The 26,624-nt window shown below is 57.2% G+C and carries 20 protein-coding genes and 1 pseudogene; 12 read left to right on the forward strand and 9 right to left on the reverse strand.

Features of this window, described 5'->3' with window-relative positions:
- Positions 1-102 precede the first annotated feature (102 nt).
- Positions 103-2,700, reverse strand: a complete 2,598-nt coding sequence (gene acnB / locus OHJ17_RS21000) for a bifunctional aconitate hydratase 2/2-methylisocitrate dehydratase (RefSeq protein WP_002888735.1) — start codon at positions 2,698-2,700, stop codon at positions 103-105.
- 431 nt (positions 2,701-3,131) lie between these two features.
- Between acnB and OHJ17_RS21005 the strand changes: the two genes are divergently transcribed.
- Positions 3,132-4,739, forward strand: a complete 1,608-nt coding sequence (locus tag OHJ17_RS21005; RefSeq protein ID WP_032433841.1) for a DUF3300 domain-containing protein — start codon at positions 3,132-3,134, stop codon at positions 4,737-4,739.
- Between the two features lie 11 nt (positions 4,740-4,750).
- Positions 4,751-5,557 carry a DUF2950 family protein gene (locus OHJ17_RS21010; RefSeq protein WP_016531566.1) on the forward strand — a complete coding sequence of 269 codons (807 nt, stop codon included), beginning with the start codon at positions 4,751-4,753 and terminating at the stop codon, positions 5,555-5,557.
- 44 nt (positions 5,558-5,601) lie between these two features.
- Here the strand turns inward: OHJ17_RS21010 and OHJ17_RS21015 are convergent, their stop codons facing one another.
- The 5 genes from OHJ17_RS21015 to pdhR form a co-directional block, all read right to left on the reverse strand.
- The gene (locus tag OHJ17_RS21015; RefSeq protein WP_004177403.1) at positions 5,602-5,886 is read right to left on the reverse strand and encodes a hypothetical protein; all 285 of its coding nucleotides are present in this window, start codon (positions 5,884-5,886) and stop codon (positions 5,602-5,604) included.
- A 164-nt stretch (positions 5,887-6,050) separates the two neighbouring features.
- Positions 6,051-7,475, reverse strand: a complete 1,425-nt coding sequence (gene lpdA, locus OHJ17_RS21020; protein WP_002888731.1) for a dihydrolipoyl dehydrogenase — start codon at positions 7,473-7,475, stop codon at positions 6,051-6,053.
- A 206-nt stretch (positions 7,476-7,681) separates the two neighbouring features.
- Positions 7,682-9,580 (reverse strand): pyruvate dehydrogenase complex dihydrolipoyllysine-residue acetyltransferase, encoded by a 1,899-nt coding sequence (gene aceF / locus OHJ17_RS21025; protein ID WP_004147092.1) that lies wholly within the window; start codon positions 9,578-9,580, stop codon positions 7,682-7,684.
- A 14-nt stretch (positions 9,581-9,594) separates the two neighbouring features.
- Complete coding sequence (gene aceE / locus OHJ17_RS21030; RefSeq protein ID WP_002888700.1) at positions 9,595-12,258, reverse strand: pyruvate dehydrogenase (acetyl-transferring), homodimeric type; 2,664 nt, start codon at positions 12,256-12,258, stop codon at positions 9,595-9,597.
- Between the two features lie 136 nt (positions 12,259-12,394).
- Positions 12,395-13,174, reverse strand: coding sequence for a pyruvate dehydrogenase complex transcriptional repressor PdhR (pdhR, locus tag OHJ17_RS21035; RefSeq protein ID WP_002888699.1), 780 nt, complete (start codon positions 13,172-13,174; stop codon positions 12,395-12,397).
- 643 nt (positions 13,175-13,817) lie between these two features.
- On the opposite strand from pdhR, the gene aroP reads away from it, so the two are divergent.
- The 3 genes from aroP (at position 13,818) to OHJ17_RS21050 (ending at position 17,729) form a co-directional block, all read left to right on the forward strand.
- Positions 13,818-15,188 carry an aromatic amino acid transporter AroP gene (gene aroP / locus OHJ17_RS21040; RefSeq protein ID WP_004147090.1) on the forward strand — a complete coding sequence of 457 codons (1,371 nt, stop codon included), beginning with the start codon at positions 13,818-13,820 and terminating at the stop codon, positions 15,186-15,188.
- 184 nt (positions 15,189-15,372) lie between these two features.
- Entirely contained in the window at positions 15,373-16,779 is a 1,407-nt protein-coding gene (locus OHJ17_RS21045) for a glycoside-pentoside-hexuronide (GPH):cation symporter (RefSeq protein ID WP_004145929.1), read from the forward strand.
- Positions 16,779-17,729, forward strand: a complete 951-nt coding sequence (locus tag OHJ17_RS21050; protein WP_004177405.1) for a glycoside hydrolase family 43 protein — start codon at positions 16,779-16,781, stop codon at positions 17,727-17,729. Before OHJ17_RS21045 ends, OHJ17_RS21050 begins: the two co-directional genes overlap by 1 nt.
- Before the next feature lie 235 nt (positions 17,730-17,964).
- Here OHJ17_RS21050 and ampE read toward each other — a convergent pair.
- Positions 17,965-18,818, reverse strand: a pseudogene (gene ampE, locus OHJ17_RS21055) (beta-lactamase regulator AmpE).
- Complete coding sequence (gene ampD, locus OHJ17_RS21060; protein ID WP_002888692.1) at positions 18,815-19,378, reverse strand: 1,6-anhydro-N-acetylmuramyl-L-alanine amidase AmpD; 564 nt, start codon at positions 19,376-19,378, stop codon at positions 18,815-18,817. The pseudogene ampE and the gene ampD overlap by 4 nt, the downstream one beginning before the upstream one ends.
- Positions 19,379-19,511: 133 nt before the next feature.
- On the opposite strand from ampD, the gene nadC reads away from it, so the two are divergent.
- From nadC to hofC, 4 genes are all read left to right on the forward strand, one after another.
- Positions 19,512-20,405 (forward strand): carboxylating nicotinate-nucleotide diphosphorylase, encoded by an 894-nt coding sequence (gene nadC, locus OHJ17_RS21065; RefSeq protein ID WP_002888684.1) that lies wholly within the window; start codon positions 19,512-19,514, stop codon positions 20,403-20,405.
- A 181-nt stretch (positions 20,406-20,586) separates the two neighbouring features.
- Positions 20,587-21,018, forward strand: coding sequence for a prepilin peptidase-dependent pilin (ppdD, locus tag OHJ17_RS21070; RefSeq protein ID WP_002888683.1), 432 nt, complete (start codon positions 20,587-20,589; stop codon positions 21,016-21,018).
- Positions 21,019-21,028: 10 nt separating this feature from the next.
- Positions 21,029-22,414, forward strand: a complete 1,386-nt coding sequence (gene gspE / locus OHJ17_RS21075) for a type II secretion system protein GspE (RefSeq protein WP_004145935.1) — start codon at positions 21,029-21,031, stop codon at positions 22,412-22,414.
- Positions 22,404-23,609 carry a protein transport protein HofC gene (gene hofC / locus OHJ17_RS21080; RefSeq protein ID WP_011977654.1) on the forward strand — a complete coding sequence of 402 codons (1,206 nt, stop codon included), beginning with the start codon at positions 22,404-22,406 and terminating at the stop codon, positions 23,607-23,609. The genes gspE and hofC overlap by 11 nt, the downstream gene beginning before the upstream one ends.
- Positions 23,610-23,645: 36 nt before the next feature.
- Here the strand turns inward: hofC and OHJ17_RS21085 are convergent, their stop codons facing one another.
- Positions 23,646-24,689 carry a GMP reductase gene (locus OHJ17_RS21085; RefSeq protein WP_032433840.1) on the reverse strand — a complete coding sequence of 348 codons (1,044 nt, stop codon included), beginning with the start codon at positions 24,687-24,689 and terminating at the stop codon, positions 23,646-23,648.
- 343 nt (positions 24,690-25,032) lie between these two features.
- On the opposite strand from OHJ17_RS21085, the gene coaE reads away from it, so the two are divergent.
- From coaE to yacG, 3 genes are read left to right on the forward strand one after another with little or no spacing between them, the layout of a single operon-like run.
- Positions 25,033-25,653, forward strand: a complete 621-nt coding sequence (coaE, locus tag OHJ17_RS21090; protein ID WP_004145940.1) for a dephospho-CoA kinase — start codon at positions 25,033-25,035, stop codon at positions 25,651-25,653.
- A complete protein-coding gene (gene zapD / locus OHJ17_RS21095) occupies positions 25,653-26,396 on the forward strand; it encodes a cell division protein ZapD (RefSeq protein ID WP_002888645.1) in 744 nt (247 codons plus the stop codon). Before coaE ends, zapD begins: the two co-directional genes overlap by 1 nt.
- Before the next feature lie 9 nt (positions 26,397-26,405).
- Positions 26,406-26,600 carry a DNA gyrase inhibitor YacG gene (gene yacG, locus OHJ17_RS21100; RefSeq protein WP_002888644.1) on the forward strand — a complete coding sequence of 65 codons (195 nt, stop codon included), beginning with the start codon at positions 26,406-26,408 and terminating at the stop codon, positions 26,598-26,600.
- Positions 26,601-26,624: the final 24 nt, after the last annotated feature.

Raw genomic sequence — 26,624 nt, forward strand, 5'->3', positions numbered from 1 at the left:
GTAGCGGGCGGGAGGTTTGGAAATAAAAATGCCCGCTGATGCAATGTTCACCGGGCATTGGAGAGTTTATCGCCAAACGGTCAGCCGGGCTGACCGAATGGTTTACACCGCGGTCTGGAAGATCACGCCGTCAGCTTTTTCAGTGTACTGATCCAGCTGGTTGAAGTTCAGATAACGGTAGGTATCTTCCGCCGTCTTATCCACCTGCGCCACGAAGGTCTGGTACTCTTCCGGCGTCGGCAGTTTGCCGAGCAGCGAAGCCACCGCTGCCAGTTCGGCAGAGGCCAGATAGACGTTAGCGCCGGTACCTAAACGGTTCGGGAAGTTACGGGTAGAGGTGGAAACCACCGTCGCGCCGTCGGCCACGCGCGCCTGGTTACCCATACACAGGGAACAGCCAGGGATTTCGATACGCGCCCCGCTCTTACCAAACACGCTATAGTAGCCTTCTTCGGTCAGCTGCGCGGCATCCATACGGGTTGGCGGCGCCACCCACAGGCGAGTCGGCAGTTGGCCTTTGTGGCTGTCCAGCAGCTTACCGGCGGCACGGAAGTGGCCGATGTTGGTCATGCAGGAGCCGATGAACACTTCGTCGATCTTCTCGCCCTGCACATCAGACAGCAGGCGGGCATCGTCCGGATCGTTCGGCGCGCACAGAATCGGCTCTTTAATATCCGCCAGATCGATGTCGATCACTGCCGCGTATTCCGCGTCAGCATCGGCTTCCAGCAGCTGCGGATCCGCCAGCCATTTTTCCATGCCCTGGATACGACGCTCCAGGGTACGGCGGTCGCCGTAGCCTTCGGCGATCATCCACTTCAGCAGAACGATGTTGGAGTTCAGATACTCAACGATCGGCTCTTTATTCAGCTTGATGGTGCAGCCGGCGGCAGAACGCTCCGCCGAGGCATCGGTCAACTCGAACGCCTGCTCGACTTTCAGATCCGGCAGACCTTCGATCTCGAGGATGCGACCAGAGAAGATGTTTTTCTTACCTTTCTTCTCCACGGTCAGCAGGCCCTGCTTGATGGCGTACAGCGGGATGGCGTGGACCAGGTCACGCAGGGTGATCCCCGGCTGCATTTTACCTTTGAAACGCACCAGCACCGATTCCGGCATATCCAGCGGCATCACGCCGGTCGCGGCGGCGAAGGCCACCAGACCAGAGCCCGCCGGGAAGGAGATGCCGATTGGGAAACGGGTGTGGGAGTCACCGCCGGTACCCACGGTATCCGGCAGCAGCATGCGGTTCAGCCAGGAGTGAATCACGCCATCGCCCGGACGCAGAGAAACACCGCCGCGGTTCATGATGAAGTCCGGCAGAGTGTGGTGCGTGGTAACGTCAACCGGCTTCGGGTAGGCCGCGGTGTGGCAGAAGGACTGCATCACCAGGTCTGCAGAGAAGCCCAGGCACGCCAGGTCTTTCAGCTCATCACGGGTCATTGGACCGGTGGTGTCCTGAGAACCGACGGAGGTCATTTTCGGTTCGCAATAAGCGCCCGGACGGATACCGGCAACGCCGCAGGCGCGGCCAACCATTTTCTGCGCCAGCGAGAAGCCGCGGGTGCTTTCCGCCACGTCTTTCGCCTGACGGAAGACATCGCTGTGCGGCAGGCCCAGCGCTTCACGCGCTTTGGTGGTCAGACCGCGACCGATGATCAGCGGAATACGGCCGCCGGCGCGCACTTCGTCGATCAGCACATCGGTTTTCAGCTCGAAGCTGGCCAGCAGTTCGTTGGTCTCGTGGTTACGCACTTCGCCTTTGAACGGGTAAACGTCGATTACGTCGCCCATGTTCAGGTTAGACACATCAACTTCGATAGGCAGCGCGCCCGCATCTTCCATGGTGTTGAAGAAAATTGGCGCGATTTTACCGCCCAGACACAGGCCGCCGCCGCGCTTGTTCGGCACGTTCGGGATATCGTCGCCCATAAACCACAGCACCGAGTTGGTGGCGGATTTACGTGAAGAACCGGTCCCGACCACGTCGCCGACGTAGGCCAGCGGGTAGCCTTTCTGCTGCAGGGCTTCGATCTGTTTGATTGGGCCAACCACGCCCGGCTGATCCGGCTCAATGCCTTCGCGGGGGTTTTTGAGCATTGCCAGCGCATGCAGCGGGATATCCGGGCGCGACCACGCATCCGGCGCCGGAGAGAGATCATCGGTGTTCGTTTCGCCGGTGACCTTGAAGACGGTAACAGTGATTTTCTCTGCCAGCTGCGGACGGTTCAGGAACCACTCGGCGTCAGCCCAGGATTGCATAACCTGTTTAGCATGCTCGTTACCCGCTTTGGCTTTCTCTTCCACGTCGTAGAAGTTATCGAACATTAGCAGGGTATGGGAGAGCGCTTTCGCGGCAATCGGCGCCAGTTTCGCGTCGTCCAGCGCATCGATCAGCGGATGGATATTGTAACCGCCCTGCATGGTGCCCAGCAGTTCAACGGCTTTTTCAGGGGTAACCAGGGGGGAGGTCGCTTCGCCTTTGGCGATCGCGGCAAGGAATCCAGCTTTAACATAGGCGGCTTCGTCGACGCCCGGCGGTACACGGTTAATCAGCAGGTCTAACAGGAATTCTTCTTCGCCCGCAGGCGGGTTTTTCAGCAGTTCTACCAGCGCGGCCATTTGGGTTGCATCTAAGGGTTTGGCAACAATCCCCATGGCGGCACGCTCAGCTACGTGCTTACGGTATTCTTCTAGCACGACGGTTCTCCTCGCTCTCATTGTCATAATGCGGCCTACACGTCTTCAATCAATCTGCCTCTGTCCTGGCTTAGCTTGCCGCGTGACGCATCTTGAAGGATTTAGTGGCTGGGCGATTTTCTTCACGCTCCTGTGAGACAGCAGTTTGTAGGGTAAATGCCCGATACCGCGTCGGCAGCATAGCAGGATTTTTGAAAGGTGTTAATCTGTTTACAAAAAAGCAACATTAAAATTTAGCTGAATCGTTAAGGGCAGGATATTGCAGGCTTTCTGTTCAAATCCCACGACAAAAATTCCTTTACGCGTACAACGCCACGGGCCGATCCCAACAATAATCAATAAAAAGCCATACCGCTTACTTATACTCAGCAAACGCGCCGTTTTCGCAGATACTTTAGCGAGATGGGTTACTTTTTGGGTCAGGAGTTTCCATGTCACTGCCGTTCAAACCCCATATTATCGCCCTGCTCTGTAGCGCTGGCTTACTCGCGGCGGCAGGAACACTCTATGTGCAAAGCCGAACCCCAGCGACGATCGCTGAACCGCCTGCGCAGCAAGCGCCAGCGCCCGCAGCGTCGAAGACACAGCCGGTGGCCGCCACTTACACCCAGGCGCAAATTGATCAATGGGTCGCCCCTATCGCGCTCTACCCGGACAGTCTGCTGTCGCAGGTGTTGATGGCCTCCACTTATCCCGACAACGTCCTGCAGGCGGTCCAGTGGTCCCAGGATAACCCCGCGATGAAAAGTGATGCGGCCGTGCAGGCGGTTGCCAGCCAGCCGTGGGACCCTAGCGTCAAATCTCTTGTCGCTTTCCCTGCCCTGCTGGCGATGATGGGCGAGAATCCGCCCTGGGTGGAAAATCTTGGCAATGCGTTTTTGGCCCAGCCGCATGATGTGATGGATTCAGTGCAGCGCCTGCGCGCCATTGCCCAACAAACCGGGACGCTGAAATCCACACCGCAGCAGAAAGTGATTGTCACCCCTGCCGCACCGGTTTCAGCCAGCAGCAGCACGGCAGCAACCGCAACCGCCCACACAGCGGCGCCTGCGCCCAAGCAGGTCATTAAAATAGAGCCGACCAATCCACAGGTGGTCTATGTTCCCAGCTATAACCCCTCCACCGTCTATGGTACCTGGCCGAACAGCGCCTATCCGCCGGTCTATCTGCCGCCCCCTCCCGGGGAGCAATTTACCGATAGCTTCGTCAAAGGCTTCGGGTACAGCCTCGGCGTGGCCACCACCTGGGCGCTGTTCAGCAGTATCGACTGGGATGATGATGACCATCACCATCACGATGACGACTACCACCACGGCGATTACTCGCATAATGGCGATAACATCAATATTAATGTAAATAATTTCAATCATATAACAGGAGAAAACCTGCCGGGAAACCACGTTAACTGGCAGCACAATCCTGCCTATCGCGGACACACACCGTATCCCGATAATACGGTAGCTCAGCGCTTCCATCAGACCAACGTTTCCGGCGGACTGAGCGCGACCCAACATGCGCCAGTCGATCGCGAAGCGCAGCGCCAGGCAGCGATGACCCAGCTGCAGCATAACGTACCGACGGCCACAGCGGGCAATCTGGCGGCAAACAACACCTCACGCGACGCCCAGCGTCAGGCGGCCTCAGCGCAGCTGAAGCAAGCCACCCAACGCAGTAATTACCGCGGTTACGACAGTACGCCGACCCAACAGCAGCGTCGCGAGGCGGCAAAAACGCAGCTGAAAAACCCCACGCCGCAGCAACAGCAGCGTCGAGAAGCCGCCAGGAGCCACGAGCAGAACCGCACACCTCAGCAGCAGCAGCGCCGGCAGCAGTTCCAGTCCGCCACGCCAGCCCAGCGTCAGCAGACGCTCAGCCATCTGCGCGCCAACGCCCTTAGCGGCAACGAAAGCCGCGCCCCCTCCTGGCAAGCGCAGCAGGAACGAGGACTGCAGAGCCGCCAGTTTTCCGGCGTAAACCGCGAGTTACGCGATGGCACCAGAGAACGTCTTTCCGAACACCATGAACTGCGTCGCCGCTAAGGATGAGCAGAATGAGAAACCCATTATCCGTTGCCCTGTTTACGTTAATGCTGTCGCCGCTTGCCGCCTTCGCCCAACAGCAGTTTGCCACGCCGGAACAGGCCGCAACTGCGCTGGCCGAAGCGATCAGCCAGCCTAATGAAGCCGCGCTGAGCGAAGTACTCGGCGATAACTGGCAGCAGTTTTTACCCACGGACGGGATCGACCCTGCCGCCGTCGATCGCTTTCAACGCGACTGGCAGGTGAAACATGTCATCATCCAGCAGGGTGGCAAAGCCTGGCTCGATGTCGGTAGCGAGGCATGGCGTCTGCCCGTGCCTATCGTAAAAGCGTCTGAGGGATGGCGCTTTGATATGGCCGCTGGCGAAGAGGAGATCCTCACCCGCGCCATCGGCCGCAATGAGCTGTCGGCGATCGCCGCCATGCATGCCTATGTTGATGCCCAGCAGGATTATTATCATCTGAACCACCGCTGGGCGCAGAAAATCATCAGTAGCGAAGGCAAAAAAGATGGCTTGTACTGGCCAACTTCGCCGGGCGAAGCGCCAAGCCCGCTCGGTCCGGCCTTTAGCCCGACGGTGCCCGGTAGCGGCTACCATGGCTATCGCTTTCGAATTATCGCCGGTCGCGATGACCAGAGCGTCGCCTTGCTGGCCTGGCCGATAGCCTGGGGTGAAACCGGCGTGATGAGCTTTATGATCGATCAGCAGGATAGGGTCTATCAGGCCAATCTCGGTGAAGAGAGCGCCGCAAAGGCACAGGAGATAACGCGTTTTACCCCCGACGCTGACGCCGGCTGGCAGGTGGCAGAACCTTAAAAAAACGCCCGGTTGCACTCACGCAACCGGGCGTTTTCATTCACTTAGCCCTGGTGAGGCATCAGAGAAGGATCGCCGGCAAAGGCTGGTTTTGTGCTGGATAATGCCGCTTCGTCAGCGCTGATGCTACCGGAATTCGCCGCCCATACCCCTTCATTGGTCTTCGTCACCTGCTGATGCTGGGCATTCAGATCCTGGCCCATCGCCGCAATGTGGGTCGTTTCCGTACCGCCGCTGTTGTCCGCCCAGGGAATGTTGGCGTCAGCGGCGTAAGCCACACCGGTAAAAAACGTTGCAGCGACCAGCGCTGTGGTTAAAAAGCGTTTCATCTCACACCTCATCGATATCGTTAACTACCTATAAGTTTACTGAGTGACTATTTTCAAAGTATGTATGAGGTGTAGCGGTTTATGAACAGTGACATAGTTCTAAACATCAGGCATAAAAAAAGCGGCTCCCGGAGCCGCTTATGCTTTTTTCCTGAAAGAAAAAGTTACTTTTTCTTCGCTTTGGCGTTTGGCAGGTCGGTGATGCTGCCTTCGAACACTTCCGCCGCCAGGCCAACGGACTCGTGCAGAGTCGGGTGAGCGTGGATGGTCAGGGCGATGTCTTCAGCGTCACAGCCCATCTCGATAGCCAGGCCGATCTCACCCAGCAGCTCGCCGCCGTTGGTGCCGACAATCGCGCCGCCGATAACACGGTGGGTCTCTTTGTCGAAGATCAGTTTGGTCATACCATCTGCGCAGTCAGAAGCGATAGCACGGCCGGAAGCAGCCCACGGGAAGGTGGCGGTTTCGTAGCTGATGCCTTTCTCTTTCGCTTCTTTCTCGGTCAGACCGACCCATGCCACTTCTGGTTCAGTGTAGGCGATGGATGGGATCACTTTCGGATCGAAGTAGTGTTTCAGACCGGAGATAACTTCTGCGGCAACGTGGCCTTCATGGACACCTTTGTGCGCCAGCATCGGCTGACCGACGATATCGCCGATAGCAAAGATGTGCGGCACGTTGGTGCGCATTTGTTTGTCAACGCGGATGAAGCCGCGATCGTCAACTTCCACGCCAGCTTTACCTGCATCGAGGTTTTTACCATTCGGTACGCGGCCGATAGCGACCAGCACTGCGTCGTAACGCTGCGCTTCCGCCGGTGCTTTTTTACCTTCCATGGAAACGTAAATACCGTCTTCTTTCGCTTCAACGGCAGTCACTTTGGTTTCCAGCATCAGGTTAAATTTCTTGCTGATGCGTTTGGTGAAGACTTTCACCACGTCTTTGTCGGCAGCCGGGATAACCTGGTCGAACATTTCCACCACGTCAATCTCTGAACCCAGCGCATGGTATACGGTACCCATTTCCAGACCGATGATACCGCCGCCCATCACCAGCATGCGTTTCGGTACAGATTTCAGTTCCAGCGCGTCGGTGGAGTCCCATACGCGCGGATCTTCATGCGGGATAAACGGCAGCTGAATCGGACGGGAACCCGCCGCGATGATAGCGTTGTCGAAGTTGATCACGGTTTTGCCGTTTTCGCCTTCCACTTCCAGGGTGTTAGCGCCGGTAAATTTACCCAGACCGTTAACCACCTTCACTTTACGACCTTTGGCCATGCCAGCCAGACCACCGGTCAGCTGAGTGATGACTTTTTCTTTCCAGGTGCGGATCTTGTCAATGTCAGTTTTCGGTTCGCCGAAAACGATGCCGTGTTCGGCCAGCGCTTTCGCTTCTTCGATAACTTTTGCCACGTGCAGCAGCGCTTTAGAAGGGATACAACCCACGTTCAGACAAACACCACCGAGGGTGCTGTAACGTTCTACGATGACGGTTTCCAGACCTAAATCAGCGCAACGGAAGGCTGCAGAGTAACCTGCGGGGCCTGCCCCAAGTACCACGACCTGAGTTTTGATTTCAGTACTCATCATGACCTCTGTAATTTATATCCGGCGGGTCTGACGCTATTATTCTTACGCCCAAGTCCACCGGGACGTTCTATCCGCGTGTATTTTACAAAATTGTTAACAATTTTTAAACAACAAACGGCAAACGATTTTGTCCTTTGTTGCTGATAATCCCCAACAGCCTGAGGTTATCAGAAAAAAGCCGGCCGTCAGGCCGGCTTTTTCGATTACATCACCAGGCGGCGAATGTCGCTCAGGGTGTTGTTAATGATGGTAATGAAGCGGGCACCATCAGCACCGTCGATGACGCGGTGGTCGAAGGACAGAGAGATTGGCAGCATCAGGCGCGGCACAAACTCTTTACCATTCCATACCGGCTCCATCGCGGACTTAGACACGCCGAGGATGGCCACTTCCGGCGCGTTAACAATCGGCGCGAAGTGGGTGGTACCCAGGCCGCCGATGCTGGAGATGGTGAAGCAACCGCCCTGCATTTCGCCAGCCGTCAGTTTGCCATCGCGCGCTTTCTTCGAGATGGTGGTCAATTCACGAGACAGCTCGGTGATGCTCTTCTTGTTCACGTCTTTGAAGACCGGAACCACCAGACCGTTCGGGGTATCCACCGCCACACCGATGTTGATGTATTTCTTCAGCGTCAGGCGCTGACCATCTTCGGAGAGCGAGCTGTTGAAGCGCGGCATCTGCTCAAGCGCAGCGGCAACCGCTTTCATGATGAAGACCACTGGAGTGAATTTCACGTCCAGTTTACGCTTCTCAGCTTCGGCATTCTGCTGCTTGCGGAACGCTTCCAGATCGGTGATATCGGTTTTGTCGAAGTGGGTAACGTGCGGGATCATCACCCAGTTACGGCTCAGGTTGGCGCCAGAGATTTTCTGGATACGACCCAGCTCCACTTCTTCGACTTCGCCAAACTTGCTGAAGTCAACCTTCGGCCACGGCAGCATGCCCGGGATACCGCCGCCAGCGGCAGCCGCCGGTGCGGATTCAGCGCGTTTAACCGCGTCTTTCACGTAGGCCTGAACGTCTTCGCGCAGGATACGACCTTTACGGCCGGTGCCTTTCACTTTCGCCAGGTTAACACCGAACTCGCGCGCCAGGCGGCGAATCAGCGGGGTCGCGTGAACGTAGGCATCGTTTTCAGCGAATTCGCTTTTACCTTCTGCTTTCGCAGCCGGCGCAGCGGCAGGCTTAGCGGCCTGAGCCGGGGCAGCAGCTGGTGCCGGGGCAGCAGCCTGAGCCGGAGCGGCGGCAGGCGCAGCGCCTTCCACTTCGAAGACCATGATCAGGGAACCGGTTTTGACTTTATCGCCGGTGCTGATTTTGATCTCTTTAACGGTACCCGCGAACGGCGCCGGAACTTCCATAGAGGCTTTGTCGCCCTCTACGGTGATCAGGGACTGTTCCGCCGCGACTTTATCGCCGACTTTAACCATCACTTCGGTGACTTCAACTTCGTCGCCGCCGATGTCCGGGACGTTAACATCTTTCACGCCTGCTGCGGCAGCCGGAGCCGCAGCAGCCGGCGCGGCAGCCTGTGCCGGAGCGGCTGCAGGCGCAGCGCCCGCCACTTCGAAGATCATAATCAGGGAGCCGGTGGAAACTTTATCGCCGGTATTGATTTTGATCTCTTTGACGGTACCGGCGAACGGCGCCGGAACTTCCATAGAGGCTTTATCGCCTTCTACGGTGATCAGGGATTGCTCAGCGGCGATGGTGTCGCCCACTTTAACCATGATCTCGGTGACTTCGACTTCATCGCCGCCGATATCCGGGACGTGAACTTCTTTCGCTGCCGCGGCAGCCGCTGGAGCAGCGGCGGCCGGAGCGGCTTCTTTCTTCTCTTCCTGCGCAGGTGCAGCGGCGGCTGCACCCTCGGCGGAATCGAAAATCATAATCAGTTTGCCAGTCTCGGTTTTGTCGCCGACGGAGACTTTAATCTCTTTCACGACGCCAGCCTGCGGAGACGGGACTTCCATAGAGGCTTTGTCGCCTTCTACGGTGATCAGCGACTGTTCAGCTTCTACTTTGTCGCCAACTTTGACCAGGATCTCAGTGATTTCAACTTCATCAGCCCCGATGTCCGGTACTTTGATTTCGATAGCCATTATTCTTTTACCTCTTACGCCAGACGCGGGTTAACTTTTTCTGCATCGATGTCGAATTTCGCGATAGCGTCAGCCACCACTTTCTTATCGATTTCACCACGTTTAGCCAGTTCGCCCAGCGCTGCTACGACCACATAGGAAGCATCGACTTCGAAGTGGTGACGCAGGTTTTCACGGCTGTCGGAACGACCGAAGCCATCGGTACCCAGTACGCGGTAATCATCAGCCGGTACGTAAGTACGAACCTGCTCAGCGAACAGTTTCATATAGTCAGTGGATGCCACTGCCGGAGCGTCGTTCATTACCTGAGCGATATACGGCACGCGCGGGGTTTCCAGCGGGTGCAGCATGTTCCAGCGTTCGCAATCCTGGCCATCACGCGCCAGTTCGGTGAAGGAGGTAACGCTATACACGTCGGAACCCACGCCGTAGTCTTTCGCCAGGATCTGCGCTGCTTCACGCACGTGACGCAGGATAGAACCGGAGCCCAGCAGCTGAACTTTACCTTTGCTACCTTCGATGGTTTCGAGTTTGTAGATACCTTTACGGATACCTTCCTCGGCGCCTTCCGGCATGGCCGGCATGTGGTAGTTTTCGTTCAGCGTAGTGATGTAGTAGTAAACGTTCTCTTGCGCTTCGCCGTACATACGGACCAGACCATCATGCATGATGACAGCCACTTCATAGGCGTACGCCGGGTCGTAAGAGATACAGTTCGGGATAGTCAGCGACTGAATGTGGCTGTGACCATCTTCGTGCTGCAGACCTTCGCCGTTCAGGGTAGTACGACCGGAAGTCCCGCCAATCAGGAAGCCGCGAGCCTGCTGATCGCCAGCCGCCCAGCACAGATCGCCGATACGCTGGAAGCCGAACATCGAGTAGTAGATGTAGAACGGGATCATCGGCAGGTTGTTGGTGCTGTAAGAGGTCGCAGCAGCCAGCCAGGATGCGCCTGCGCCCAGCTCGTTGATCCCTTCCTGCAGAATCTGGCCTTTCTCGTCTTCTTTGTAGTAAGCAACCTGCTCACGGTCCTGCGGGGTATACTGCTGGCCGTTCGGGCTGTAAATACCGATCTGACGGAACAGACCTTCCATACCGAAGGTACGCGCTTCGTCGGCGATGATCGGCACCAGACGATCTTTGATCGACTTGTTCTTCAGCATCACGTTCAGGGCGCGAACGAAAGCGATAGTGGTAGAGATTTCTTTGTTTTGCTCTTCCAGCAGCGCGCTGAAGTCGGCCAGGGTCGGCAGCTCGAGTTTCTCAGTGAACTTCGGCTGACGAGTCGGCAGATAGCCGTTCAGCTTCTGACGCTGAGCGTGCAGGTAAGTGTGCTCTTCGGAACCTTCCGGGAAGGTTACGTACGGCAGTTTTTCGAGATCGGCATCCGCCACCGGCACATTGAAACGATCGCGGACGTAGCGAACACCGTCCATGTTCATTTTCTTAACCTGGTGCGCGATGTTCTTACCTTCAGCGGTATCGCCCATACCATAACCTTTAATGGTATGCGCCAGGATCACGGTCGGCTGACCTTTGGTCTCCTGCGCTTTCTTCAATGCAGCGTAGACTTTCTTCGGATCGTGACCACCGCGGTTCAGAGCCCAGATCTGCTCGTCAGTCCAGTCAGCGACCAGGGCAGCGGTTTCCGGATATTTGCCGAAGAAGTGCTCACGAACGTAAGCGCCGTCTTTGGATTTGAAGGTCTGGTAGTCGCCGTCAACGGTTTCGTTCATCAGCTGAATCAGCTTACCGCTGGTGTCTTTACGCAGCAGCTCATCCCAACGGCCGCCCCAGATAACCTTGATAACGTTCCAGCCAGCACCACCGAAGATGCCTTCCAGTTCGTTAATGATTTTGCCGTTACCGGTGACCGGGCCGTCCAGACGCTGCAGGTTGCAGTTGATGACGAAGACCAGGTTGTCCAGTTTTTCACGGGTGGCGATGGTGATGGCGCCTTTTGATTCCGGCTCATCCATCTCGCCGTCGCCCAGGAAGGCGTAAACGGTTTGTTCGGAGGTGTCTTTCAGACCGCGGTGTTCCAGATATTTCAGGAATTTGGCCTGATAGATAGCGCCCAACGGCCCCAGACCCATGGATACGGTCGGGAACTGCCAGAATTCCGGCATCAGTTTCGGGTGCGGATAAGAGGACAGACCCTTGCCGTGAACTTCCTGGCGGAAGTTGTCCATCTGCTCTTCGGTCAGACGGCCTTCCAGGAACGCACGTGCATATACGCCCGGAGAGATGTGACCCTGGAAGTACACCAGATCGCCGCCATCTTTCTCAGTACGCGCACGGAAGAAGTGGTTGAAGCAGACTTCGTAGAAGGTCGCGGAAGACTGATAGGACGCCATGTGGCCGCCCAGTTCGAGATCTTTTTTCGACGCGCGCAGAACGGTCATGATGGCGTTCCAGCGAATCGCAGAACGAATGCGACGTTCCAGATCCAGATTGCCCGGGTATTCCGGCTCATCTTCAACGGCAATAGTGTTGACGTAGTTGCCGGCGGAAGCGCCTGCAGCAACCTTCACTCCGCCTTTACGGGCTTCAGAAAGGAGTTGGTCAATCAGATACTGAGCGCGCTCAACACCTTCTTCACGGATGACCGATTCGATCGCCTGTAGCCAGTCGCGAGTTTCGATCGGATCCACGTCATTGTGTAAACGTTCTGACATGGGGGTATTCCTTATCTATCTAATCGTTGATTAATCTGGAACCTGTCCCATTGAACTCTTCGTTCTTCACGCTGGAACAACCAAAAATTCAATAAGACAGGTTCTGCGTTTAGTTGCCGCGCTCTAAAAATGGCGCTTAAGAACCGGAGTTCTCGTCCTTTCGTTGCTGTAAACGACGCAGTGAGCGCTCTCGACGGCTCTGCTCACGACTACGATCCAGCAAAATTTCCTCAATGAACGCCAGGTGACGGTGCGACGCTTCACGCGCCTGCTCCGGCTCCCCGGCCATTATCGCCTCGAAAATGCGAGTGCGATGGTTGCTAACCAACGGGAGCATTTCCCGCCGGGCATACAGCAATTCAAAGTTCTGACGCACGTTTTGCGCCAACATCGGCTCCATACACCTTAGCAGATGAAGCAACACCACATTGTGTGCCGCCTCGGTGACGGCGATTTGATACTGGACGACGGCGCCGGACTCAGCGTCCAAATCGCCCGACTGCTGAGCGCGTTCAATAGCCTGATGCAGCTCACGGATACGGTCGCGATCCTCATCATTGCTGCGCAGCGCCGCGTAATAGGCCGCGATGCCTTCCAGCGCGTGACGGGTCTCAAGCAGATCGAATTGGGATTCAGGGTGATCGGACAGCAGCTCAACCAGCGGATCGCTGAAGCTCTGCCACAGGCGGCTCTGAACAAACGTTCCACCTCCCTGACGACGAAGCAACAAGCCCTTGGCTTCGAGGCGTTGAATCGCCTCACGCAGCGAGGGGCGGGAAACGTCGAACTGTTTAGCCAGTTCGCGTTCTGGCGGGAGTTTTTCACCGGGGCGCAAGGTCCCCTCAAGAATCAGAAACTCCAGCTGCTGCTCTATCACATCGGATAATTTTGGTTGGCGGATTTTGCTGTAGGCCATATTCCCTGTCTCTGCCATTAGCCCGGAGTCAATTGGTCTTACCAATTTAAAGTTCGTAGCGCTAAAGTAACAAAGTATTCACCTTCTGTCCATACAGGTTTTGATTGAAATCAGTAAACCCGGGACATTTTAACAACCTTACAGAAATAACATTTCAGAAATGTAACCTTGCACAAATGTTACGTTTACTCACAAAGAGGTAGCCTTAACTTTATAGAAACGAAAAATTACGCTTTCTGAACCGATTCAACGCTGCAATAAATGAATACATAGTCATTTAAAGTGAATAAATAACGACAAAGCAGCATGCATCAAAATACGACAGATTGTGACTATTGATGTCTTTTTAGACACATCGTCATCATCCTTTCATAAAGCAGGTGCATTCAAACGCGCTTACCACTATTCTGCCGGAGACGAAAGGCCTTTTTCGGAATTATCACACAGCCTTCCGTAAACAAAACAATACAGAAACGGAAGTTCCTGAATACACAAACACAACAATATGTGCGCGCCATCACTCAGGTAAAAAGTGGGCCACTTCGCCCAAAATTTCGCTGGCTATGCTTTCAGGCAGGGACAGCAGTGAAGCAGCAACCTGACGGATGACGTACACAAAAAATAACCACACACGAGGTTTCATATGGAAGGTCAACAGCACGGCGATCGGCTGAAGCGCGGCCTGAAAAACCGTCACATTCAGCTCATCGCGCTGGGCGGGGCTATCGGCACCGGCCTGTTTCTGGGGAGCGCGTCCGTCATTCAGTCCGCCGGCCCGGGTATCATTCTTGGTTACGCTATCGCCGGTTTTATCGCTTTCCTGATCATGCGTCAGCTGGGCGAAATGGTGGTGGAAGAGCCGGTGGCCGGCTCATTTAGCCACTTTGCTTACAAATACTGGGGCGGTTTTGCCGGCTTCGCCTCCGGCTGGAACTACTGGGTACTGTATGTCCTGGTGGCCATGGCGGAACTGACCGCCGTTGGCAAATATATCCAGTTCTGGTGGCCGGAAATCCCTACCTGGGCCTCGGCGGCGGTCTTCTTCATCGCCATCAACGCCATTAACCTGACCAATGTCAAAGTGTTCGGTGAAATGGAATTCTGGTTCGCGATTATCAAAGTGGTCGCCGTAGTGGCGATGATTTTGTTCGGCGGCTGGCTGCTGTTCAGCGGCAACGGCGGCCCGCAGGCGACGGTACGTAACCTGTGGGACCAGGGGGGCTTCCTGCCGCACGGCTTTTACGGGCTGGTGATGATGATGGCGATCATCATGTTCTCCTTTGGCGGCCTGGAGCTGGTGGGGATCACCGCCGCGGAAGCGGATAATCCGGAGCAAAGCATTCCTAAAGCCACCAATCAGGTTATTTACCGTATTCTGATCTTCTATGTTGGTTCGCTGGCGGTGCTGCTCTCCCTGCTGCCGTGGACCCGCGTCACCGCGGACACCAGTCCGTTCGTCCTGATCTTCCATGAACTTGGCGATACGCTGGTGGCAAACGCTCTGAACGTGGTGGTGCTGACGGCAGCGCTGTCGGTTTATAACAGCTGCGTCTACTGCAACAGCCGTATGCTGTTCGGCCTTGCTCAGCAGGGCAACGCGCCAAAAGCGCTGCTCAGCGTCGACAAACGCGGCGTGCCGGTGAATACCATTCTCGTCTCGGCCCTGGTCACTGCGCTGTGCGTGCTGATCAACTACCTGGCGCCTGAATCTGCTTTCGGTCTGCTGATGGCGCTGGTGGTCTCGGCCCTGGTCATCAACTGGGCGATGATCAGCCTCGCGCATATGAAATTCCGTCGCGCCAAAAAGCAGCAGGGCGTGGTCACGCGTTTCCCGGCCCTCTTCTATCCGCTGGGCAACTGGCTGTGCCTGCTGTTTATGGCGGCGGTGCTGGTGATTATGCTGATGACCCCGGGGATGGCGATTTCCGTCTGGCTGATCCCGGTATGGATTGCGGTGCTGGGCGTGGGCTATCTGTTTAAAGAGAAAGCCGCCGCCACCATAAAAGCACAATAATACATCTCATCAATACTTCACTTTGCTCTGCGCCCTCCCCTGAATAATGGGCGCAGGGCATTGTTATCTGCTTCACACTTTCGCCTCCATAGCTTATTTATCCATATCGTCAACGAGTTCTTGCAACGTATTTCTGCCAACCGCAGCCAATAATTCTCTCCATACTGCAACGGAGAGACCGCACATGGCAGAGAACACGCTTTCAATAAGAGAAAAGATTGGTTACGGGATGGGTGATGCCGGATGCAATATTATCTTTGGCGCCATCATGCTGTTTGTGAACTATTTTTACACTGATATATTCGGACTGGCGCCGGCGCTGGTCGGCGTACTTCTGCTCTCGGTGCGAGTCATCGATGCGGTAACCGACCCTATCATGGGCGCTCTTGCCGACCGCACCCGTAGTAAATATGGTCGCTTTCGTCCATGGCTGCTGTGGATCGCCTTCCCCTACGCCCTGTTCAGCGTCCTGATGTTCACCACTCCTGAGTGGACCTACAATAGCAAAGTCATCTATGCGTTTGTGACCTACTTTCTGCTGTCGATTACCTATACCGCGATTAATATTCCCTACTGCTCGCTAGGAACGGTGATGACCGCCGATCCGAAAGAGCGTGTTGCCTGCCAGTCTTATCGTTTCGTCATGGTGGGTATCGCCACGCTCCTGCTGTCATTGACGCTGCTGCCAATGGCCGACTGGTTCGGCGGCGCCGATAAAGCGAAGGGCTACCAGATGGCGATGACCGTGCTGGCCTTTATCGGTATGTGTATGTTCCTGTTCTGCTTCGCCACCGTGCGCGAACGTATCCGCCCGGCGGTGCAGACGAATGACGAACTGAAAAAAGATCTGAAAGACGTCTGGAAAAATGACCAGTGGGTGCGCATCCTGCTGCTAACGCTTTGCAACGTCTGTCCGGGCTTTATCCGCATGGCCGCCACCATGTACTACGTCACCTGGGTGATGGGACAAAGCACCCATTTTGCCACCCTGTTTATCAGCCTCGGCGTAGTTGGGATGATGATTGGCAGCATGCTGGCGAAAGTCCTGACCGACCGCTGGTGCAAACTGCAGGTTTTCTTCTGGACCAATATCGTGCTGGCCGTGTTCTCCTGCGCCTTCTATTTCTTTAATCCACACGCCACCACGCTGATTATGGTGCTCTACTTCCTGCTCAACATTCTGCATCAAATCCCTTCCCCGCTACACTGGTCGCTAATGTCCGACGTTGATGACTACGGCGAATGGAAAACCGGCAAGCGCATCACCGGTATTAGCTTCTCCGGTAATCTGTTCTTCCTGAAGGTCGGCCTGGCGGTCGCCGGGGCAATGGTCGGTTTCCTGCTGTCATGGTACGGCTACGACGCCGGCGCGAAAGCGCAAAGCGCCTCCGCGCTGAACGGTATCGTGCTGCTATTCTCAGTCATTCCCGGCGTCGGCTATCTGATCACCGCCGGCGTGGTGCGCCTGCTGAAGGTTGACCGTACCCTGATGCGCCAGATTCAGAGCGATCTGGAGAAGCGCCGCAGCAACTACAGCGAGCTGAACGAATACCAGGAACTGAAAACCAGTGAACACGTAAGGAAAGCCTGATGAACAACTGGCCAAACCCCTTTATTGAACAGCGTGCAGACCCCTTTATCCTGCGCCATCTTAGCCACTACTACTTTATTGCCTCGGTGCCGGAATACGACCGGCTGGAGATCCGGCGCGCGGTAACCCTTGAAGGATTACGCGATGCTGAGCCGGTCGTGGTTTGGCGCGCGCCGCAAAGCGGGCCGATGAGCCAGCTGATTTGGGCGCCGGAGCTGCATGAAATAGACGGTAAGTGGTATATCTATTTTGCCGCCACCCATACTCACGATCTGGATGCGCTGGGGATGTTCCAGCATCGCATGTTCGTTCTCGAGTGCGCTGACAGCGATCCGCTGACCGGCCGCTGGCAGGAAAAAGGCCAGGTGGTCACGCCTTTCGATACCTTCGCCCTCGATGCCACCACTTTTACCCATCAGGGGAAACGCTGGTATCTGTGGGCGCAAAAATCCCCGCATATCGAAGGCAACTCAAACCTGTATCTCGCCGAAATGGCTAACCCGTGGACGTTAAAAGGCGAGCCGGTCATGCTGAGCAAGCCGGAGTTCGACTGGGAGTGCCGGGGATTTAAGGTCAACGAAGGGCCTGCGGTACTGATGCATGGCGATAAGCTATTTATCAGCTATTCCGCCAGCGCCACCGATGAAAACTACTGCATGGGGTTGTTATGGATCGACCGGCAGGCCGATCCGCTGCAGCCGGCAAACTGGCATAAAGCTCCGCAGCCGGTGTTCCGCACCAGCTATGAAAACCGCCAGTATGGCCCAGGTCATAATAGTTTTACCCAAACGCCGGAAGGGGAAGATGTGCTGGTGTATCACGCGCGGAATTACACCGAGATAGAAGGCGACCCGCTGTATGATCCCAATCGCCATACGCGGTTAAAGCTGGTCAGCTGGCGGGAAGACGGGATGCCCGACTTCGGTATTCCACCGGCGGATACGCTGTAGCGGTTCGGAATGTTACCCGCTGGCGCGGGTTCTCCAGGCCGGGTCAGGCGAAGCCGCCACCCGGCAACATGACCAGCACGGCGTCTGATATATCTCCCGGCGGCGCTGTTGCTTGCCGGGCCTACGTGACGTGAGCCTGCGGGTGACTCGCCAGGCCGGATAAGCGCAGCGCCATCAGGCAACAAAAGCCCCGCAGGTACGTACATCGTGGCAGGCAGCGCGCGTGCTCAGGCCGTTAAACCAGGGTACCGTAAATCGTCAGCAGCGCCATAATCACCACTACCACCAGCGAAGTCTTCTTAGCCATCGATACCGCAGCCTTCGGCGTCGCTACTTTATCCACGTGCGGCTCACGGGCCAGGGAATACTGCGCCAGGCGGGTCAACACCTGATACTGCGACGAATGGCGGTCGCCCAGCGAAGCAAACCACGCCGGGAGCGCTTTTTCACCATGGCCCACCAGGGCATAGACCACCCCCACCAGACGCACCGGCAGCCAGTCCACAATATGCAGGATACCATCGATCCCGGACTGCAACCGGTGGTGCGGCGTCTGGTAGCGCGCCAGCCATGTCTGCCAGGCGCGCAGTACGCTGTAGGCGATAAGCGTCAGCGGGCCCCAGGCCCCCCCACGACAAACCAGAAAAGCGGCGCCAGATAGTATCGATAGTTAATCCACAGCAGCGCATTTTGCAGTTCGCTAAGGTACTCACGCTCATCACAGCCCGGCGGCACGCCGTGAATCAGCGTCAGCTCGCTGGCCATGGCATCGCAGGCGCGACTGTCATTGCGCGACGCCGCTTTCAGATAGGCATGGTAGTGCAGCCGAACTTTGCCGGCACCAATGCATAGCAGGCCCAGTAAAATCCAGAACACCAGCAGCGGTATGTTAAACAGCTGCCCCTGCAGCAGACGCTGAATGATATACACGACCGCGACGGCCACCAGCGTCATCAGCAGCGTGCCCGGTAGCGAGAAATGTTTTATCCGGCGAAACGCCACCTCCAGCCGATGATCAAGCTGCCAGTGTCCGCCCAGCTTAAACAGCCGTTCGGCGATAAGCACCAACAGCGTCGTAAACAGCGTCATGAGGTCTCCTTTTCTGACGGGGCGCTGAGCAGCGCACGGTATTTTATCCAGTCAAAGGCCGGTCCTGGATCGGTTTTCCGCACGGGCGCGATATCGCTGTGGCCCGCAATGTTTTCGGCGATAGCCGGATAAAGCGCGATCAGCAGATCCGTCACCGCCGCCAGCTGCCGGTACTGCGCGTCGGTATACGCCAGAGTATCGGTGCCTTCCAGCTCTATGCCGATGGAAAAGTCATTGCAGCGTTCGCGTCCCTGATAACAGGAGACGCCCGCATGCCACGCCCGCTTATCGAAAGGCACATACTGCACGATTTCGCCATCACGGCGAATCAGACAATGCGCCGAAACGCGCAGATGAGCAATCTCGGCAAAGAAAGGATGCGCGTGCGGATCCAGGGTACCAGTGAACAGCGCATCAATCCACGGACCACCAAATTCCCCCGGTGGCAGGCTAATGTTATGCACCACCAGTAAGGAAGGGGTCTCTTCATCCGGACGGCAGTCATGGTGCGGCGAGGGAACCCGACGCGCGCCGACCAACCACCCCTCGTTCAACTGCATGCGGGATCTCCTTTCGCGAACTCATGCTTCCGGGCCACACGCCGGCCCAAAGGATGAAGTGTGTATGGTACTGAAACGTCGTTCAGGTTAGCATGTTTCCCACTTCTGAATCTTATCTATCTGGAGCTTTATCATGTCGCCTCGTCGTTACAACCCCGACCGCCGCCGTGACGTGCTGCTGGAACGTATTAATCTCGATATTACCGATGCTGTCGCACACTCCCTGCGGGAAGATCTGGGCGGCGAAGTCGACGCCAACAACGATATTAGCGCGCAATTATTGCCGCAGGATGCACGCTCCCATGCGGTGGTCATTACTCGTGAAGATGGCGTCTTCTGTGGCAAACGCTGGGTGGAAGAGGTCTTTATTCAGCTCGCCGGTGACGACGTGAATATCACCTGGCACGTGGCCGACGGCGATGCGGTCAAAGCCGACCAGCCGCTGTTCGAATTGGAAGGCCCGTCGCGTATTCTGCTCACCGGCGAACGCACGGCGCTGAACTTTGTGCAAACCCTCTCCGGCGTCGCCAGCGTCGTCCGTCGCTATGTCGACCTGCTCGCCGGCACCAAAACCCAACTGCTGGATACGCGCAAAACGCTGCCAGGGCTGCGTACCGCGCTGAAATACGCGGTACTCTGCGGCGGCGGCGCCAACCATCGACTGGGCCTGTTCGACGCGTTCCTGATTAAAGAAAACCACATTATCGCCTCCGGATCGATCCGTCAGGCAGTGGAAAAGGCGTTCTGGCTGCATCCTGATGTGCCGGTGGAAGTGGAAGTGGAAACCCTGGATGAACTGGAGCAGGCGTTAAAAGCCGGGGCCGATATCATTATGCTCGATAACTTCACCACCGACCTGATGCGCGAGGCGGTGAAAATTACCGCAGGCCAGGCGGCGCTGGAGGTCTCCGGCAACGTTACCTTTGACACCATCCGCGAATTCGCCGATACCGGCGTCGACTATATTTCCGTCGGCGCCCTGACCAAACATGTGCAGGCGCTCGACCTGTCGATGCGCTTCCGCTGAGCAACAGGCCTTCACGCTTCCGGGCGTGAAGGCCTGAATTTGCGGCCCGCCTCGCAGTCGCCCGTGCTCACCATGAAATCCAGATAAAAACCCTGGAACCCGCTTTCCCGGATCGTTTTCGCCCCCTCGCCTGCGCCCCTCAATCCCTTCACAGTGCTCCTGTCACAACAAGGAGCGACTTATGGATAAACAACGAGGTTTTACCCTGATTGAACTGATGGTGGTTATCGGAATCATCGCCATTCTTAGCGCCATCGGCATCCCGGCCTACCAGAACTACCTGCGTAAAGCCGCCCTCACCGACCTGCTGCAGACCTTTGTCCCTTACCGGACAGCCATCGAACTTTGCGCGCTCGATCATGGCGGCCTAACGCCATGCGACGGCGGCAGCAACGGCATTCCCTCGCCGACAACCACGCGCTACCTCTCCGCCATGAGCGTGGCCAAAGGGGTCGTCACCCTCACCGGTCAGGAGAGTCTGAACGGACTGGGGGTCACCCTGACGCCGACCTGGGACAATGCCGAGGGCGTCACCGGCTGGCAGCGCGTCTGCACCATCACCGGCAATAGCGCGCTTCAGCAGGCCTGCGAAGACGTTTTCCGGGTGAAGTGAGGGCGAATGCATGAAAACAGAACAGCTGATCCCTCTCTGCCGTCGCTACCACGCCATGCTGCTGCATAGCGATGAACAGACAATCTCTATTGCGGTGGTTAATACCCCGCCGGCGGAGTTAATGGAGGCGCTACGCTTCGCGACGCAAAAGCGGATCGACATTGAATGCTGGAGCCAGGAGCAGATGGATAAGCGTCTGCAGGCCCAGGAAAAGCAGGCGCAACTGGCGCAGAACGACGGGCCGGAAAATATCGCCGAACGGGTCAACCAGATCCTCGAACAGGCCCTGCGTCAGCGGGCGTCTGATATTCATATCGAGCCCACGGAAACGCACTTACGCATCCGCCTGCGGGTCGATGGCGTCCTTCACGCCCTACCGTTGCTGGCTCCCGAACTGGCCGCACCGGTTATCGCGCGACTCAAGGTCCTGGCCAGTCTCGATATCGCCGAGCACCGTTTACCGCAGGATGGCCAGTTCGCGCTGAATCTTGCGGGACGACCGCTCTCTTTTCGCATCGCCACTCTGCCTTGCCGCTATGGCGAAAAGATTGTCCTGCGCCTTCTGCATCAGGTTGACCAGGCGCTGGATCTGGAAGCACTCGGACTCTCATCCTCCCAGCTGGCGGCCTTTCGCCAGGCGCTGAACCAGCCGCAGGGTCTGCTGCTGGTCACCGGCCCAACCGGAAGCGGGAAAACGGTGACCCTCTACAGCGCCCTGCAGGCCAGAAACCGTGAGCAAGTGAATATCTGTAGCGTGGAGGATCCACTGGAGATCCCCATCGCCGGGATGAACCAGACGCAAATCAATCCCCGCGCCGGACTCACTTTTCACAGTGTGCTGCGCGCCCTGTTACGCCAGGATCCGGATATTGTCATGGTGGGCGAGATCCGCGATGCCGAGACCGCTGAAATCGCGCTCAAAGCCGCCCAGACCGGTCATCTGGTGCTCTCCACCCTGCACACCAATTCCACCAGCGAAACCCTGACCCGCCTGCAGCAAATGGGCATCGCCCGCTGGATGATTTCCTCTGCGCTCTCGCTGGTCATCGCCCAGCGTCTGGTTCGCAAGCTGTGTCCCCACTGTCGGCGTAATGCCGGCAGCGCCGCCGACCTGCCGCACAGCCTGTGGCCCCGCCCGCTGCCACGCTGGCAGGCAGCGGGCTGCGAACATTGTTACCACGGATATTACGGCCGGCTGGCGCTGTTCGAAGTGCTGCCTGTTACCCCCGGGCTACGCCAGGGGATAGTCCAGGGACTTAACGCCATTGAGATTGAATCTCTGGCGCGAGCCGCGGGGATGATGACGCTTTTTGAAAGCGGCTGTCAGGCTATCGAACAGGGATTGACCAGCCTCGAAGAGGTGGTGCGGGTGCTGGGGATCCCCCATGGCGACTAAGCGTCTCTGGCGCTGGCGCGGTATTGATGTGCAGGGCGCCCCCTGTCAGGGGATGCTATGGCAAACCAAGCGTCTGGAGGTCCTGCAGCACCTCCAACAGCAGCGAGTCATACCGCTGGCCGTACGCCGCTGTGCGGTGAAGCAGAGCCTCTGGCACCCGCGCTACAGTTGCGAAACGATCCGCCAGCTGGCGACCCTGCTGCAGGCCGGCCTGCCGCTGGCGGAAGGGTTATCGCTGCTGGCGCAGCAGCAGTCGCATGCCCAGTGGCAGGCGCTGCTTGAGGCGCTAGGCCGCGAGCTGGCCCAGGGCGTGGCGTTCTCTGCCGCGCTGGCGCAGTGGCCCCAGGCTTTTCCGCCCCTATATCTGGCGATGATTAGCACCGGCGAACTGACGGGCAAGCTCGATATCTGCTGCCTGCAGTTGGCGAATCAGCAGCAGGAGCAGCAGCGGCTCGCCAGCAAAGTCAAAAAAGCGCTGCGCTACCCGCTGATCGTGCTCTCTCTGGCGCTGTTGGTGGTGCTGGGGATGCTCTATTTTGTCCTGCCCGAGTTCACCGCCATCTACCAGACGTTCAGTACGCCGCTACCGCTATTGACGCGGATGGTCGTTGCGGCAGGCGACATGCTAAGTCGCGGCTGGCCGCTGCTGCTGGCCTCGCTGCTGAGCCCGCTGCTGCTCAACCAGCTGATCCGGCGGCGCAGCGACTGGTTGCTGCGCCGCCAGCGGTTGCTTAACGCGCTCCCTCTCATTGGCTCCCTGATCGGCGGACAACAGCTGAGCCTGATCTTCACCATCCTGGCGTTAACCCAAAGCGCCGGTATTAGCTTTCTGCAGGGGCTGCAAAGCGTTGAAGAGTCCCTGTCGTGCCCGCTATGGCGCCAGCGTCTGGCGCAGGCCCGCGCGCTGATCGTTCAGGGGGAGCCGATTTGGCAGGCGTTAAGCCGCTGCGGCGGTTTTACACCGCTGTGCCTGCAGCTCATCCGCACGGGGGAAAGCGCGGGAGCGCTGGATCAGATGCTGGAAAACCTGGCGCATCACCATCGCCAGCAAACCTATCAGCGAGCCGATAGTCTGGCTGCGCATCTTGAACCCATGATGCTGGTGATAACCGGCTCGCTGGTCGGGATTCTGGTGGTGGCAATGTATTTGCCCGTTTTTCACCTGGGCGATGCCATTGGCGGGGTGGGAGGATGAGAAACACTGGCGCCGCGCAGGCGCCAGTGCAGCCGATTACAGGCTATTGAATACCCGGTTCTCTTGTTCCTGAACGCGGATAAAGGTCGTACGCTTGGTCAGCTCTTTCAGACGCGAGGCGCCAACGTAGGTGCAGGCAGAACGCAGGCCGCCGAGAATATCACGTGCGGTATTCTCCACCGGTCCACGCAAAGGCAGCTTAACGGTTTTGCCTTCCGCCGCGCGGTATTTCGCGACACCGCCCACATGGCGGGTCATCGCCGACTCGGAGCTCATGCCGTAGAACAGCATGAATTTCTCTCCGTTCTCTTCAACGATGGTTCCGCCGCTCTCTTCATGGCCCGCCAGCATGCCGCCAAGCATCACGAAATCAGCGCCGCCGCCGAAGGCTTTCGCCACATCGCCCGGCATGGTGCAACCGCCGTCGCTGATGATCTGGCCGCCAAGGCCGTGCGCCGCATCGGCACACTCAATCACGGCGGAGAGCTGCGGATAGCCGACCCCGGTCTTAACGCGGGTGGTGCAGACGGATCCCGGGCCGATGCCAACTTTGACGATATCGGCGCCGGAGAGGATCAGCTCTTCGCACATTTCACCGGTGACCACGTTCCCGGCGATGATAGTTTTTTGCGGCCAGGCTTCGCGCGCCTTCGCCACGAACTGTACAAAGTGCTCGGAGTAGCCGTTGGCGACGTCGATACACACAAAATTCAGCTGTGGGTTCTGAGAGAGGATCTGCTGGGTTTTTTCGAAATCCGCATCGGACGTGCCGGTGGAAACCATCACATGCTTGAGTACGTCTTCGGATGCGCCCTGGGTAAACGCCAACCATTCTTCAGCGGTGTAGTGCTTATGTACCGCGGTCAGAATACCAAAAGTGGCCAGCGCTTTAGCCATGCTGAAGGTGCCGACGGTATCCATGTTAGCCGCAATAATCGGCACGCCGGACCAGGTCAGGCCTGAATGTTTAAAGGTGAATTCACGTTCCAGCTCAACATCAGAACGGCTTTTGAGGGTAGAGCGTTTCGGGCGGATAAGAACGTCTTTGAAACCAAGCTTCAGATCTTCTTCAATACGCATGTGCGAATTCCTGGGGTTAATGGCATGAATGTGAGAGCACAACTCCAGTGACGTTATCATACGCGCGAATCAGGCCCGCGCAAGACTGCGATTTTCACTTTTTTTACGCTACAATCGTATAAATTTACCTGGTGAATGGAGAAAAAGGCGCCTATGCCTTCCCCTGCCGGAGTATTGTTTTTAACCATTTGATTTGCTTGATTAAAACAAACAGTATAGCGGACGGCGATCCCGGTTGGCGCGGGGCCCTCACGACATGCTCACTGTCGCCTCCCCGGCGCGCTGCCAGTCATCGCTGTCTGCCTGCAAAAAATACGAGCAATCCGTTTCAGGGTCAGAAGATATGGGGTACACAGTCGCGTTAACAGGCGGGATCGGCAGCGGTAAAAGTACGGTCGCCGACGCCTTCGCGCAGCTTGGGGTTAAGGTTATCGATGCCGATGTTATCGCCCGTCAGGTGGTCGAGCCCGGTACCCCGGCGCTCCAGGCCATTGTCGGCCACTTCGGACCACAGATGATTGCCCCCGACGGCACGCTGAACCGCCGCCTGCTGCGGGAAAAAATTTTTGCTCACGTGGAGGAAAAAGCCTGGCTCAATGCGCTGTTGCACCCGCTGATTCAGCAGGAAACGCGCCGCCAGATGCAGGCCGCCACCTCCCCTTATCTCCTCTGGGTCGTACCTTTGCTGGTCGAAAACCGCCTGTCCAGTCTGGCCGATCGCGTACTGGTCGTCGATGTGCCGAAAGAGACGCAAATCGAACGCACCATGCTGCGCGATAAGGTCAGCCGCGAACATGCTGAACATATTCTTGCCGCCCAGGCCACGCGCCAGCAGCGCCTGGCCGTCGCGGACGATGTTATTGAAAACACTGGCACGCCGGATGCAGTGGCATCGGATGTTGCCCGCCTGCACGAAAAGTATTTAACGCTGGCATCGCAGGCCGCCTCACAGGAAAACTCGTAATGCATACCCCCGTTCTGTTTGAACATCCTCTTAATGAGAAAATGCGCACCTGGCTGCGCATCGAATTTCTGATCCAGCAGATGGCTTTCCATCCGCAGATTGCCAGCCATGCCGATGCGCTCCATTTTTTCCGTAACGCCGGCGATCTGCTGGATGTCCTGGAGCGCGGCGAGGTGCGCACTGACCTGGTTAAAGAGCTGGAACGCCAGCAGCGTAAGCTCCAGTCATGGGCAGAAGTGCCGGGCGTCGATCAGGAGCGCATAAACGAGCTGCGCCACCAGTTGAAGCAGTCCTCCAGCACCCTGATGGCCGCGCCGCGCATTGGTCAGTTTCTGCGTGAAGATCGCCTGATTGCGCTGGTGCGTCAGCGCCTGAGTATTCCTGGCGGCTGCTGCAGCTTCGATTTACCGACCCTGCATATCTGGCTCCATATGCCACAGGCGCATCGCGACGAGCAGGTGGCCAGCTGGCTTGCCAGCCTCGATCCGCTGGTCCAGTCCCTGAGCCTGATCCTCGATCTTATCCGCAACTCCGCGCTGTTCCGCAAACAGACCAGCCTCAACGGCTTTTATCAGGATAATGGCGAAGATGCCGATCTGCTGCGCCTGCGTCTCGATCTGGCTCACCAGCTTTATCCGCAAATTTCCGGCCATAAGAGCCGTTTCGCCATCCGTTTCCTGGCGCTGGACAGTGAATATGGGATCGTGCCGGAGCGCTTTGATTTTGAACTGGCCTGCTGTTAAGGAGATAACATGTCAGAAGAGACTATCGTCAACTGCCCGACCTGCGGCAAAACTGTGGTGTGGGGCGAGCAGAGTCCGTTTCGTCCGTTCTGTAGCAAGCGCTGCCAACTGATCGATCTGGGAGAATGGGCTGCGGAAGAGAAGCGCATCCCCAGCGCGGGGGATCTCTCCGATAGCGATGACTGGAGCGAGCAGCAACCCTGATTTGATGGCAAGCTAACCCGGCGC

This window comes from Klebsiella sp. KP20-425-1 (assembly GCF_025813515.1).
GTDB classification, from domain to species: Bacteria; Pseudomonadota; Gammaproteobacteria; order Enterobacterales; family Enterobacteriaceae; genus Klebsiella; species Klebsiella pneumoniae.